We start from the raw sequence: 13,195 nt of genomic DNA, 5'->3' as shown, positions 1-13,195 counted from the left end.
GACCTGCCTTCGATCGACACGCGGACCATGCCGGCCCGCTCACTGGGGACCGCTCTCGACGGCGGTCCGGAGCATCGTCTCATCGAGAGGCGGCGCCGACTGCCGTATCCACAGGAAGTATTCGACATTTCCTGACGGGCCAGGCAACGGACTCGCCGCGACCCCCTCGATCCCCCAGCCCAGCTCTGCCGCTTTCGCCGCGACCCCGCGGACCGCGTCGGCGCGTAACTCGGGGTCGCGGACGACGCCGCCCTTGCCGAGCCGCTCCTTGCCGACCTCGAACTGCGGTTTCACCATCAGGACGAGGTCGCCGTCCGGCTTGACCACGCCGAGCAACGCGGGCAGGACCAGGGTGAGTGAGATGAAGCTGAGGTCGCTGACGACCAGGTCGACCGGGTCGCCGCCGATCGCGTCGAGGGTGAGGGTCCGGACGTTCGTGCGGTCCATCACCGTGACGCGGTCGTCGGTCTGCAACGCCCAGACCAACTGGCCGTACCCGACGTCGACCGCGATCACGCTCGCGGCACCGTTGCGCAGCAGGACGTCCGTGAATCCGCCGGTGGACGCGCCCGCGTCGAGACAGCGCCGGTCCTTCACCTGGACCCGAGGGAACGCCTCCAGCGCACCGATCAGCTTGTGCGCGCCACGGCTGGCGTACCCGGGATCGTCGGACTCCGACGTGTCCACGACGATCGGGGCGTCCGCGCCGACCCCGGTCGCGGGTTTGCTCGCGACCGTGCCGGAGACCTTCACCCGGCCGGCGGCGACCAGCTCACTGGCGTGCTCGCGGGACCGCGCGAGGCCACGGCGTACCAGCTCCGCGTCGAGCCGGGACCGCTTGGCTGCTCCTTTGGCCACTCAGCCGCGGTCGCCGCTCTCGGCGTCCGCCTCCACCAGCGCGTTCTGCAGCCGCTCGTGCAGATCCCCGTAGACCTCGGCATGCTCCGACACCGGCTTGTCCCGCAGCCCGTCCAGCCGAGCCATCGTCTCTTCCACCAACGGATGCCCCTCCTCGTCCCGCTCCGCCTCGCGATCGCCGTCGTCCGTCCACCGATCCCTGGAATCGGCGGGCAGCGCCTCGTCCGCACGCCCGTGGTGCGAAACCGCCGGGGCGGTGGGGCGTACGTCATCGCCGCCGTGCGTCTCGGCCGTCTCGGCCGTCTCGTCGGTGACCGGTCGGGCGTACTCAGCGGGGGCAGCCGCCGCAGGAACACCAGCGGGCGGTGTCGGCCTCGGCACAACCCCACCAGGCGGTCCGAGCCGCGGAGCGAACCCCGACGGCGGCCCCGGCCTGGGCGCACTTCCGATCGGCGGCCCTGGCCGCGGCGTGACTCCCGCCGATGGTCCCGGCTTCGGCGCGAACTGCTCGTGAGGCGCCAGGCCTTCGTCGCGCTGGACGTGTTCGTGCGGTGCGACGTCGTCGTCCAGCGAGGCGGCGAAGGACTGCTCGGTGTCCTCGTACTCGAAGGTCCGCGGGTCCGGCTCGGTGTCGTAGTCCGGCGCCTCCCGCTGCTCTTCGGGATCAGGCTCGTGCCCTGGTTCGACGTCGGGGTCGAACGGCGGCACCTGCTCGCCGGGATGGTCGGTCACGTCACGCCTTCTTCGCCGCGGTCTTCTTCGCCGGCGCCTTCTTGGCCACCTTCTTCGCAGCTGCCTTCTTGGCGGGCCGGACCACCGGCTCCTCCACCTCGTCCTCGACCTCGGCCAGCCGCGCCTCGAGCAGGCTGATCCGGCGGGTCAGCGCGGCGACCTCCTCGGACCGGACGAAGCCCAGGCGCGCCACCGCGCCCTCCACCTCGTTCGCCACGATCGCCTGCAGCAGCTGCCGGTTGCTCTTGCTGGTGGCAACGATCTCGTCGGCCAGGTCGGACACCTTGGTGGTCAGCGTGTCCGCGCCGGTCTGCTGCAGCAGCGCCTTCGCGGCCTGCTGCGCCCGCTGCCTGGTCACCTCGGTCAGCCCACTCGCGAGCTGTACGTACCCGCGCAGAGCGTCCATCACCATGACTGCCTCCTCGTAGCGTTCCCAGCAACGGTATCGCGACCGCCGCCCGAGACCAGGCCGGACATCCACAGGCCCCTGGGGGACCTACTTGTCCAGCCCGATCCGGTGCAACGCGGCGTCGATCGCGATCGAGCCCGGCGCGGCGGCCGGCTTCGGCAACGGACGCCGGCCGCGCCCGACCGACTTGGCCGCGGACTTGGCCGGCTTCGGCGGTTCGTCCACGGCCGCCCAGACGGCGGACAGGATCGCGCGCAGCCCGTCGTACGGCTCGCCGTCGCCCTTGACCGTGACGGCCCCGTCGACGACCTCGGCGGTCCAGCCCTCGCAGCTGTGCTTGCCGCCCTCGACCTTGACGCCCGGTTGCTTCTCCGCAAGGGCTCCCAGCCCGGCCGCGATGTACGTCGGGCGCTGGTCCTTGGGCGCGCGGGCCAGGTCGTGCGCGTCATGCACGCCGGTCGCGACCCAGAGGCTGGCGATTCCGACCTTGTGCGCGCCCTCGATGTCGGAGTCGAGCCGGTCGCCGATCATCAACGGGTGCTTGGCTTCCAGCCGCTCGATGCTGGTCTCCAGCAACGGCGGTTCGGGTTTGCCGGCAACGACCGGGTCGACCCCGACGGCCGCGCGGACCGCCTGCACCAGGGTGCCGTTCCCGGGCGCCATCCCGGCCGCGGTGGGGATGGTCAGGTCGAGGTTCGTCGCGTACCACTTCGCGCCCTCGTTGATCGCGTGCGCGCCGTCGGCAAGCATCACCCAATTCACGTCCGGGTGGAAACCCTGCACCACCGCGACCGGGTGCGCGTCACTCGACCGCACCGGCTGCAGCTCGTACTCCTCCAGCGCCGCGTACAGCCCCTCGCCGCCGATCACGAGCACCGGCGAACCCTTCGGGAAGTCCGCCGCGATCAACCGGGCCGCGGCCTGCGCGGAAGTCACCACGTCCTCGGTCAGCACGTCCAGGCCGAACGAGGTGAGGTGCTCGGCAACGGCGCCCGGCGGGCGGCTGGCGTTGTTGGTGACGAAGCCGATCCGGACGCCTTCCTTCGCCGCCTTACGCAGGTTCTCCGACGCGTCCGGGACCGGATCAGGCCCCACGTACACGACCCCGTCGAGGTCCAGGAGGGCTACGTCGTACCGGCTGGCGAGTGGTTCGTCACAGGCCGACAACGGCGCGGGCGCTTCGCGTTTCGTGGTCATCCGTCCCCCCGTACGATGCCGCTCATGTCTGACGCCACCATGCTGCGGCTGGAGCCGCTGCGGGCCTGGCGCTTCGTCGCGGGCAAGGTGAGTGCGCTCGGCGCGGTGACGTCGCCGCCGTACGACGTGCTGGAACCCGCCCTGGTCCGGCGGCTGACTGACTCTGATCTGCACAACATGGTGAGGCTCATCCTTCCACGCGATCCGGCCCTCGGTTCGCGCCGGTACGACGAGCCCGCGCGACGGCTGAGCGGATGGCAGCACGACGGCATCGTCGTCCGGGACCAGCGGCCCGCTCTGTACGTGTACGAGCAGCGTCTCGGCGACGCGATGCTGTGTGGTCTGGTCGGCTCACTCGGCCTCGATCCGGACCGTCGGGTGGTGCTCCCGCACGAGGACGTGATGCCGCACTGGGTGGACGACCGGCTGGAGTTGATGGAGGCCACGGACGCCGACCTGGAGCCGATCCTGCTCGCGTACGCGGGCGGGGGCGCGGCCAGCGACGCGGTGGACGCGGCCCGCGCGGGTGAGCCCTGGCTGGTCGCGGACACGGAGAACGGTGCGCACCACCGGATCTGGCGCATCGACGACCCCTTCGTGCTCGAGCGGATCACCGCGGAACTCGGCCGGCACGAGGCCCTGATCGCCGACGGCCACCACCGGTACGCGGCGTACCTGGAACGGCTCCGTCGGCAGCCGGATCGTCCGGGTGTCGGGGTCGGCCTGGCGATGCTGGTGGACCAGGATCGCCATCCGCTCACGCTGGACCCGATCCACCGGGTCGTACCCGGGTTGTCGCTGGCCGTGGTCCGTGAACGTACGCCCGCTGGGTGGGAGGTGCTGCAGGGACGAGTGGACGGCGTACCGGATCGCATCGCGCTCACGGACGGGACAGAGTGGGTCACGCTGCGCACGACGGCGCACAGACCGGAGCCGACGGTGTCGCTGTTGCACGACGAACTGCTGCCGGCCTGGGACATCGACACGGACGAGCTGAGCTTCCACCACGTACTCGCGGACGCCGTGGCGCTCGCTGGGCCCACACAGGCCGCTGTGGAGCTTTCAGCGCCCCGGATGGACCAGGTACTGCGGTCGGCCGCTCAGGGCGTCGTACTGCCGCAGAAGGCGACCTCGTTCGGCCCGAAGCCACGCGTCGGCCTGCTCTTCCGCACGCTCGACTGACTCCGGGCCGCCGCGGTCAGTCCTTCTCGTCCTTCTTGGCTTCCGTGGTGTCGTCACCGTCGGTGGGGAGGTCGACCTCGCCGTCGAGAGCGTCGTCGACGATCAGCTCGTCCGCAGGTTTCTCGTCCGCCTCGTCGGTCACGTCGTTGTCGGTGTCCGTGGGCTGCTCGTCGGTGTGGTCCTCGTCGTCCTCGTCCGCGAGGTCCTCGTCGAGGTCCGTGAAGTGCAGGCCCTCAAGCTCGGCAGCGCGTTCGGCCGCACCGGTGGAGCCGTCCTGGTCGGCACCCGCGGCGCGGTGGAACCACACCAGCGCCTCCTCGGTCCGCCCAGCCTCCGCCAGCGCGTCGGCGTACGCGTACCGCAGTCGTGGCAGCCACTCGGCACGCGTGCGCTTGGACAGCTCCGGTACGTCGAGCGTCTGGATCGCGGCCGCGGTCTGCCCCATGTCCCGGCGCGCACCGGCGGCAACGATCAGCATCTCGATCTGCGACGCCGGCTCGAGCTCGTGCACGACCCGCTCGCGCGACAACGCCAGCGCCTTCTCCGGCCGGCCGAGCGCGCGCTCGCAGTCCGCCATCATCGGCAGGACCTCGTTGTTCCCGGTCATCCGCCGCACCGCACGGAATTCGGTCAACGCCTCGTCGTAGTGCTCCGCCAGGTACGCCGTGATCGCGACCGCTTCGCGAACTCCACCGAGGCGCGCGGCCAGTCGGCGAGCAGTCCGCGCGTGCAGGTACGCGCGCTCCGCGTCCTCGTCCAGGAACCGTCCCGAGGCGACCAGGTGCTGAGCGACCAGGTCCGCCAGGCTGCGCGGCAACGACCGCAGCTCCGCCTTCACGCCCCGATCGAGCTCGGCTCCCGTGATCCCCTCCGGAATCGCCGGGTCGTCCCGCCGCGGACCGGCCTTCTCCTCGTCGTTCCGATCGCGGCCCCGGGCATCCCGCCGCCCGGCCACCCGCTCGTCCCGGCGGAATCCACCGCGCCCACGCTCGTCCCGGCCACCCGAACGCCCACCGCGCTCATCCCGGCCACCCGAGCGTCCACGCTCGTCACGCCCGCCGGTCCGTCCAGCACGCTCATCGCGCCCACCGGCCCGCTCGTCCCGCCGGAACCCACCACGGCCACCACGCTCGTCCCGCGCACCACCCCGGTCGTCCCGCCGGAACGCACCCCGCTCCGCACTCGGCCGCTCCGAACTCCGGAACCCGCCGCGCTCTCCACGAGCCCCGTCCCGCGCCCCCCGGTCGTCCCGCTGGTACCCCGAACGGTCATCCCGCTGGTAACCAGAGCGGTCGTCCCGCCGACCACCGGAACGCTCATCACGCTGGTACCCGGAACGATCGTCCCGCCGGAAGCCACCGCCCTGACGCCGATCATCCCCGGACCGCCCAGCTCCACGCTCGTCCCGGCGTCCACCGCCGTAACCACCGCCCGCGCCCCGGTCATCCCGGCGTCCACCGCTGTAGCTTCCCGATCCCCGGTCGTCCCGCCGATTGCCGCCGTAGCCACCAGCCCCACGGTCGTCCCCGCGGCCATATCCACCGGATCCGCGATTAGCGGATCCGCGGTCGTCCCGCCGGGAACCGCTGAATCCGCCGGCCCCGCGATCGTCGCGGCGGTCGTCGCCGGAGCGTCCCGCACCGCGGTCGTCCCGTCGACCTCCGCTGTACCCACCGCCGCGCTTGTCTCCGCGGTCGTCGCCATAGCGCCCGGCGCCGCGATCGTCGCGGCCGCCGAACTGTCCCTTGAACGGATCGCGCTGTGCTTTGTCGTCCCCACGGGAGCCCGCAAAGCCGCGCCGGTTCTCCGTACGCCCTTCGCCGCGATCGTCCCCACGCCCACCGGAGCGGTCGTCGCGGTAGGAACCACCACGGGGAGCAGATCCGCGCCCACCGGCCCGCGGACCACCGGAGCGAGGACCGTCACCTCGGCTAGAGCTGCCTCGGTACCCGCCGGATCCGCCGCGCCCGGTGGAGTCCGAGCGCCCGCCGCCAGACCGACCGGAACGGCCGGCACCGCCGGACGCATCACGGCGGTCGCCCGAGCCGGAACGGGGGTTGTGAGGTGGCGTCGCCACGATGACTCCTAAGGGTCGTGCCAGGGGGTGATCAGACCAAAGCTACCCCGGGAAATGTTAAGGGCCACCCCTGGGGGGTGGCCCTTAACAGTGTGAATGTCCGGCGACGTCCTACTCTCCCACGATCTCCCGATCGCAGTACCATCGGCGCTGAAGGGCTTAACTTCCAGGTTCGGAATGGAGACTGGGTGTTTCCCCGACGCTATGGCCACCGAAACTCTATAGAAATATCAACCACAACCACACGGGTACCAGCCAGTGCTGGTACGTGGTTCTGACCGTATTCCGGGAACCGTACAGTGAACGCGAACAACTCGTATCGCAGCTTGACGTTTTGTTGAAAGTCTCTACACACCGGAAGGTGTGTGTGACAAGCCCTCGGCCTATTAGTACCAGTCAGCTCCACACGTTGCCGTGCTTCCACTTCTGGCCTATCAACCCAGTGGTCTACTGGGGGCCTTACCCGATTAACTCGGTGGGAGACCTCATCTTGAAGCGTGCTTCCCGCTTAGATGCTTTCAGCGGTTATCACTCCCGAACGTAGCCAACCAGCCGTGCTCCTGGCGGAACAACTGGCACACCAGAGGTTCGTCCACCCCGGTCCTCTCGTACTAGGGGCAGCCCTTCTCAAGTCTCCTGCGCGCGCAGCGGATAGGGACCGAACTGTCTCACGACGTTCTAAACCCAGCTCGCGTGCCGCTTTAATGGGCGAACAGCCCAACCCTTGGGACCTACTCCAGCCCCAGGATGCGACGAGCCGACATCGAGGTGCCAAACCATCCCGTCGATATGGACTCTTGGGGAAGATCAGCCTGTTATCCCCGGGGTACCTTTTATCCGTTGAGCGACGGTGCTCCCACATGCCACCGCCGGATCACTAGTTCCGACTTTCGTCCCTGCTCGACATGTCTGTCTCACAGTCAAGCTCCCTTGTGCACTTACACTCGACACCTGATTGCCAACCAGGCTGAGGGAACCTTTGAGCGCCTCCGTTACCTTTTAGGAGGCGACCGCCCCAGTCAAACTACCCACCAGGCACTGTCCCTGATCCGGATAACGGACCTAAGTTAGACAGCCAGAACAACCAGAGTGGTATTTCAACGATGACTCCACCCGAACTGGCGTCCGAGCTTCACAGTCTCCCACCTATCCTACACAAGTTGTACCGACCACCAATACCAAGTTGTAGTAAAGGTCCCGGGGTCTTTCCGTCCTGCTGCGCGTAACGAGCATCTTTACTCGTAATGCAATTTCGCCGAGTCCATGGTTGAGACAGCGCCCAAGTCGTTACGCCATTCGTGCAGGTCGGAACTTACCCGACAAGGAATTTCGCTACCTTAGGATGGTTATAGTTACCACCGCCGTTTACTGGCGCTTAAGTTCAAAGCTTCGCCGGCCGAAACCGACTAACCTGTCCCCTTAACGTTCCAGCACCGGGCAGGCGTCAGTCCGTATACATCGAATTACTTCTTCGCACGGACCTGTGTTTTTAGTAAACAGTCGCTTGGGCCTGGTCTCTGCGGCCATCAACGCCTCGGCCAGCAAGTGGCCTCACGTATCAGGCCCCCCTTCTCCCGAAGTTACGGGGGCATTTTGCCGAGTTCCTTAACCATGGTTCACTCGATCGCCTTGGTATTCTCTACCTGATCACCTGTGTCGGTTTGGGGTACGGGCGGCTCTAACACTCACTGCGAAGTTTTTCTCGGCAGCATGGGATCATCCACTTCCCCTGAACGGGTCCGCCTCGGCTCTCAGGCTATATGAGACACGGATTTGCCTATGCCTCGCCCTACCACCTTGCCCGCGGATCAGCTTGCGCCTACCATCGCCGCGGTTGGACTACCCTCCTGCGTCACTCCTCAGTGCACCTACTACCACCTCGGGTCAAAACCTCCACCACGCAGCCCGAAGGCCTTACGGATTCAGTTTCTTAGCATCAGCGGGTTCGGCCGGGTCGTGTTAATGCCGGTACGGGAATATCAACCCGTTGTCCATCGACTACGCCTGTCGGCCTCGCCTTAGGTCCCGACTTACCCAGGGCAGATTAGCTTGACCCTGGAACCCTTGATCATCCGGCGGACGGGTTTCTCACCCGTCATTCGCTACTCATGCCTGCATTCTCACTCGTGCAGCATCCACAACTCCATCACTAGGCTGCTTCACACGCTGCACGACGCTCCCCTACCCATCCACACACCTGGACCACACCCGAAAGTGAGGCCGGGTACAAGTGTGAATGCCACAGCTTCGGCGGATTGCTTGAGCCCCGCTACATTGTCGGCGCGGAATCACTTGACCAGTGAGCTATTACGCACTCTTTCAAGGGTGGCTGCTTCTAAGCCAACCTCCTGGTTGTCTGGGCAACTCCACATCCTTTTCCACTTAGCAATCGCTTAGGGGCCTTAGCTGGTGATCTGGGCTGTTTCCCTCTCGACTACGGAGCTTATCCCCCGCAGTCTCACTGCCGCGCTCTCACTTACCGGCATTCGGAGTTTGGCTGATTTCGGTAAGCCGGTAAGCCCCCTAGACCATCCAGTGCTCTACCTCCGGTAAGAAACACACGACGCTGCACCTATATGCATTTCGGGGAGAACCAGCTATCACGGAGTTTGATTGGCCTTTCACCCCTATCCACAGGTCATCCCCCAGGTTTTCAACCCTGGTGGGTTCGGTCCTCCACGCGGTCTTACCCGCGCTTCAACCTGCCCATGGATAGATCACTCCGCTTCGGGTCTAGAGCATGCGACTCAAACGCCCTATTCAGACTCGCTTTCGCTACGGCTACCCCACACGGGTTAACCTCGCCACATACCACTAACTCGCAGGCTCATTCTTCAAAAGGCACGCCGTCACACACCCAAAGGCATGCTCCGACGGATTGTAGGCAACCGGTTTCAGGTACTATTTCACTCCCCTCCCGGGGTACTTTTCATCTTTCCCTCACGGTACTAGTCCGCTATCGGTCACCAAGAAGTATTTAGGCTTAGCGGGTGGTCCCGCCAGATTCACACAAGATTTCAAGAGTCCCGTGCTACTCGGGAAAACACTCAAGAGTCACCGTCTTACGCCTACGGGGCCATTACCCACTACGGCTCAACATTCCAGAAGATTCGACTTCAACGATGATTTATAACTCTTCGGACCCACGGCATTAGGCCCAGAATGCTCCCACAACCCCACATACGCAACGCACGCCGGCTATCACACGCACATGGTTTAGCCTCATCCGCTTTCGCTCGCCACTACTCACGGAATCACAATTGTTTTCTCTTCCTGCGGGTACTGAGATGTTTCACTTCCCCGCGTTCCCTCCAGAACCCTATGTGTTCAGGCACTGGTAACTGGCTTTAGAATGCCAGCTGGGTTTCCCCATTCGGACACCCCCGGATCACAGCTTGGTTGCCAACTCCCCGGGGCTTATCGCAGGCTCCTACGTCCTTCATCGGCTCTTGGTGCCAAGACATCCACCGATTGCCCTTAGTAGCTTGTCACAAAAAAACAACAAAACACTACAAAGAGATGCTCGCGTCCACTATACAGTTCTCAAAATACGGGCAGGAAAACCGACCCCGAAACCACCACTAACCAAGAACACCTGGCAGTCTGGTGAGAGCCGGCCCCAGCCACACACCAACCCCGAACCCAACGGTCCCGGTTGGTTGCGACCCAGAAAAACCGTCCACCCAAGAAGAAAAAACTCGCTTCTCCAGGGCGGCCCGATTTCTCAGGACCCAACAGCGCGCCTCGAAACATTCCTCCACCAGCCACCGCGTTCCACGCTCACAAAAGAGCAGTACTAACGACACCCAGCATCGGTCCGAATCTAATGGTCAATGTTCCACATTCCGAAGCACGGCCGCCCCGAGACACTCGCTCGAGAAACGACCTGTAGACACCAGCCCCTTACGGGAACCAGTGCCAAATGCTCCTTAGAAAGGAGGTGATCCAGCCGCACCTTCCGGTACGGCTACCTTGTTACGACTTCGTCCTAATCGCCAGCCCCACCTTCGACGGCTCCCTCCCACAAGGGGTTAGGCCACCGGCTTCGGGTGTTGCCGACTTTCATGACGTGACGGGCGGTGTGTACAAGGCCCGGGAACGTATTCACCGCAGCGTTGCTGATCTGCGATTACTAGCGACTCCGACTTCATGGGGTCGAGTTGCAGACCCCAATCCGAACTGAGACCGGCTTTTTGGGATTCGCTCCACCTTACAGTTTCGCAGCCCTTTGTACCGGCCATTGTAGCATGCGTGAAGCCCTGGACATAAGGGGCATGATGACTTGACGTCATCCCCACCTTCCTCCGAGTTGACCCCGGCAGTCTCCTATGAGTCCCCACCATAACGTGCTGGCAACATAGGACGAGGGTTGCGCTCGTTGCGGGACTTAACCCAACATCTCACGACACGAGCTGACGACAGCCATGCACCACCTGTATAGGACCCTTACGGACCTCCCATCTCTGGGAGATTTCCCTATATGTCAAACCCAGGTAAGGTTCTTCGCGTTGCATCGAATTAATCCGCATGCTCCGCCGCTTGTGCGGGCCCCCGTCAATTCCTTTGAGTTTTAGCCTTGCGGCCGTACTCCCCAGGCGGGGCGCTTAATGCGTTAGCTGCGGCACGGAGGACGTGGAATGTCCCCCACACCTAGCGCCCAACGTTTACGGCGTGGACTACCAGGGTATCTAATCCTGTTCGCTACCCACGCTTTCGCTCCTCAGCGTCAGGTAAGGCCCAGAGAGCCGCCTTCGCCACCGGTGTTCTTCCTGATATCTGCGCATTCCACCGCTACACCAGGAGTTCCGCTCTCCCCTGCCTACCTCTAGTCTGCCCGTATCGGAAGCAGGCTCGGAGTTAAGCTCCGAGTTTTCACTCCCGACGTGACGAACCGCCTACGAGCCCTTTACGCCCAATAATTCCGGACAACGCTCGGACCCTACGTATTACCGCGGCTGCTGGCACGTAGTTGGCCGGTCCTTCTTCTGCAGGTACCGTCACTCTCGCTTCGTCCCTGCTGAAAGAGGTTTACAACCCGAAGGCCGTCATCCCTCACGCGGCGTTGCTGCGTCAGGCTTTCGCCCATTGCGCAATATTCCCCACTGCTGCCTCCCGTAGGAGTCTGGGCCGTGTCTCAGTCCCAGTGTGGCCGGTCGCCCTCTCAGGCCGGCTACCCGTCGACGCCTTGGTAGGCCATTACCCCACCAACAAGCTGATAGGCCGCGAGCCCATCCCCAACCGCCAGAACTTTCAACCAAAAACCATGAAGAAATTGGTGATATCCGGTATTAGACCCGGTTTCCCGGGCTTATCCCAGAGTTGGAGGTAGGTTGCTCACGTGTTACTCACCCGTTCGCCGCTCGTGTACCCCCGAAGGGGCCTTACCGCTCGACTTGCATGTGTTAAGCACGCCGCCAGCGTTCGTCCTGAGCCAGGATCAAACTCTCCGTTGAAAAATATGACAAACCACAAAAGTGGCGAGTCGACATCGAGTAGATCCCTTGAATCAGAAACAATCAAACTGACTTGAATCAATATTTCAAAGGAATCCGCCACAGCACAACAGACAACCCAACACCCAAAATCTCGAAAAGACCAGGGGAGTCAGAAATCATCCAATGCCTGTGAACGGGGTTAATGCATCTTTCGGCATTGACTTTCGGCACGCTGTTGAGTTCTCAAAAATCGGGCGCACACCGCGACCGGACCTTTCGGCCAGATCCCCGGGCAACCTGCGTTACTCTACCGGATGCGATCCCCTCGGTCAAGACCGAGTTTCTTGCGATCCCTGCCCCGCGTCTGAGCTACCGACCCGAGTCCGAAGACGCGTTTCGGCTGCTTGATCCTTTGGGGGTTCGGAGCGACCGGCCGCTTTCGCGTCCCGCGCCTCGCTCCAACAGAAGAACAGTACGTGGCTTGCAGGTGGCCGGTCAATCCGTTCCCGGTGGGAGGCATCACATCGCTGTAATTTGCCTCCGGCACCGGGTCTGTGGGAAGGCTCAGCCGGCCGCGGTCTCGGTCAGAACCCCTGCGAACGAACGCTTCCCGCGTCGCAGCACCAGCGCGCCACCCGGCAACAGGTCCTCGCCACCGGGACGTACTCGGGGTCGCTCAGTTTCTCGTTGTTCAGGTACGCGCCACCTTCGGCCACCGTTCTGCGCGCGGCCGACTTGCTCGCCACCAGGCCCGTGTCCACCAGCAGTTCGGCGACAGTCGGCAGCTGACCGGCCGCACCTCCACATGCGGAGCCTCCCGGAGTGCGGCCACCAGCGTGTCCGGACTGAGGCTGCGTAGTTCCGACTGGCCGAACAACGCCTTCGGCCGCCAGCTGTACCTGCTCGGTCTCGTCCCGCCCGTGCACCAGAGTCGTCACGTCCTCGGCAAGGACCCGCTGCGCCTCCCGTGCGAACGGACGCTCCGCTGTCGCCTTCTCCAGCTCGGCGATCTCGTCGGCCGAGCGGAACGTGTAGTAGCGGATCAGCTGCATCACGTCGCGGTCGTCGGTGTTGAACCAGAACTGGTAGAACGCGTACGGCGATGTGACTCACGGTCCAGCCAGACGGTCCCCGACTCGGTCTTGCCGAACTTGGTCCCGTCCGCCTTCGTCACCAGCGGCGTCGCCAGCGCATGCGCCTTGCCGCTCTCCGTCCGGCGGATCAGCTCGACGCCGGCGGTCAGGTTCCCCCACTGGTCGCTACCACCGGTCTGCAAGGTGCATCCGTACCGCCGTAGAGCTCCTT

7 protein-coding genes, 3 rRNA genes and 1 pseudogene are annotated in these 13,195 nt (G+C 64.7%); 1 reads left to right on the top strand and 10 read right to left on the bottom strand.

Annotation, left to right across the window (positions count from 1 at the left end; genetic code table 11):
* Nucleotides 1–39: 39 nt before the first annotated feature.
* The 4 genes from FB561_RS30345 to FB561_RS30330 all read right to left on the bottom strand — a co-directional run bounded on the left by FB561_RS30345 (nt 40) and on the right by FB561_RS30330 (nt 3,196).
* Nucleotides 40–858, bottom strand: a complete 819-nt coding sequence (locus FB561_RS30345) for a TlyA family RNA methyltransferase (RefSeq protein WP_145813485.1) — start codon at nt 856–858, stop codon at nt 40–42.
* On the bottom strand, nt 859–1,590 hold the full coding sequence (locus FB561_RS30340) for a hypothetical protein (RefSeq protein WP_145813484.1): 732 nt from the start codon (nt 1,588–1,590) through the stop codon (nt 859–861).
* A 1-nt stretch (nt 1,591) separates the two neighbouring features.
* The gene (locus tag FB561_RS30335) at nt 1,592–2,002 is read right to left on the bottom strand and encodes a polyhydroxyalkanoate synthesis protein PhaF (RefSeq protein WP_145813483.1); all 411 of its coding nucleotides are present in this window, start codon (nt 2,000–2,002) and stop codon (nt 1,592–1,594) included.
* 84 nt (nt 2,003–2,086) lie between these two features.
* Nucleotides 2,087–3,196: an HAD-IIA family hydrolase gene (locus FB561_RS30330; protein ID WP_145813482.1), complete on the bottom strand. Its 1,110-nt coding sequence runs from the start codon at nt 3,194–3,196 to the stop codon at nt 2,087–2,089.
* Nucleotides 3,197–3,220: 24 nt separating this feature from the next.
* On the opposite strand from FB561_RS30330, the gene FB561_RS30325 reads away from it, so the two are divergent.
* Nucleotides 3,221–4,378 carry a DUF1015 family protein gene (locus tag FB561_RS30325; RefSeq protein ID WP_145813481.1) on the top strand — a complete coding sequence of 386 codons (1,158 nt, stop codon included), beginning with the start codon at nt 3,221–3,223 and terminating at the stop codon, nt 4,376–4,378.
* A gap of 16 nt (nt 4,379–4,394) precedes the next feature.
* On the opposite strand, the gene FB561_RS30320 is transcribed toward FB561_RS30325, so the two are convergent.
* The 6 genes and pseudogenes from FB561_RS30320 to FB561_RS39060 form a co-directional block, all read right to left on the bottom strand.
* Nucleotides 4,395–5,333, bottom strand: coding sequence for a tetratricopeptide repeat protein (locus tag FB561_RS30320; RefSeq protein WP_145813480.1), 939 nt, complete (start codon nt 5,331–5,333; stop codon nt 4,395–4,397).
* 1,220 nt (nt 5,334–6,553) lie between these two features.
* A 5S ribosomal RNA gene (gene rrf, locus FB561_RS30315) occupies nt 6,554–6,671 on the bottom strand.
* A gap of 150 nt (nt 6,672–6,821) precedes the next feature.
* Nucleotides 6,822–9,946: ribosomal RNA gene (locus FB561_RS30310) — 23S ribosomal RNA — on the bottom strand.
* Nucleotides 9,947–10,388: 442 nt separating this feature from the next.
* A 16S ribosomal RNA gene (locus FB561_RS30305) occupies nt 10,389–11,908 on the bottom strand.
* The 16S, 23S and 5S rRNA genes sit together here, the layout of an rRNA operon.
* 566 nt (nt 11,909–12,474) lie before the next feature.
* Nucleotides 12,475–12,942 carry a tyrosine--tRNA ligase gene (locus tag FB561_RS30300; protein ID WP_272952590.1) on the bottom strand — a complete coding sequence of 156 codons (468 nt, stop codon included), beginning with the start codon at nt 12,940–12,942 and terminating at the stop codon, nt 12,475–12,477.
* Nucleotides 12,942–13,195 (bottom strand): annotated as a pseudogene (locus FB561_RS39060) (hypothetical protein); the annotation flags it as partial. The gene FB561_RS30300 and the pseudogene FB561_RS39060, both read right to left, overlap by 1 nt.

Origin of the sequence: Kribbella amoyensis (assembly GCF_007828865.1) — a bacterium.
GTDB classification, from domain to species: Bacteria; Actinomycetota; Actinomycetes; order Propionibacteriales; family Kribbellaceae; genus Kribbella; species Kribbella amoyensis.
The sequence above is the reverse complement of the archived record's forward strand: the minus strand, read 5'-3'. Positions and strand labels throughout refer to the sequence as shown.

Coding starts and splice junctions, on each gene's coding strand:
- FB561_RS30335 (WP_145813483.1), bottom strand. CDS start 2,002: ATGGTGATGGACGCTCTGCGCGGGTACGTACAGCTCGCGAGTGGGCTG.
- FB561_RS30330 (WP_145813482.1), bottom strand. CDS start 3,196: ATGACCACGAAACGCGAAGCGCCCGCGCCGTTGTCGGCCTGTGACGAA.
- FB561_RS30325 (WP_145813481.1), top strand. CDS start 3,221: ATGTCTGACGCCACCATGCTGCGGCTGGAGCCGCTGCGGGCCTGGCGC.
- FB561_RS30300 (WP_272952590.1), bottom strand. CDS start 12,942: ATGCAGCTGATCCGCTACTACACGTTCCGCTCGGCCGACGAGATCGCC.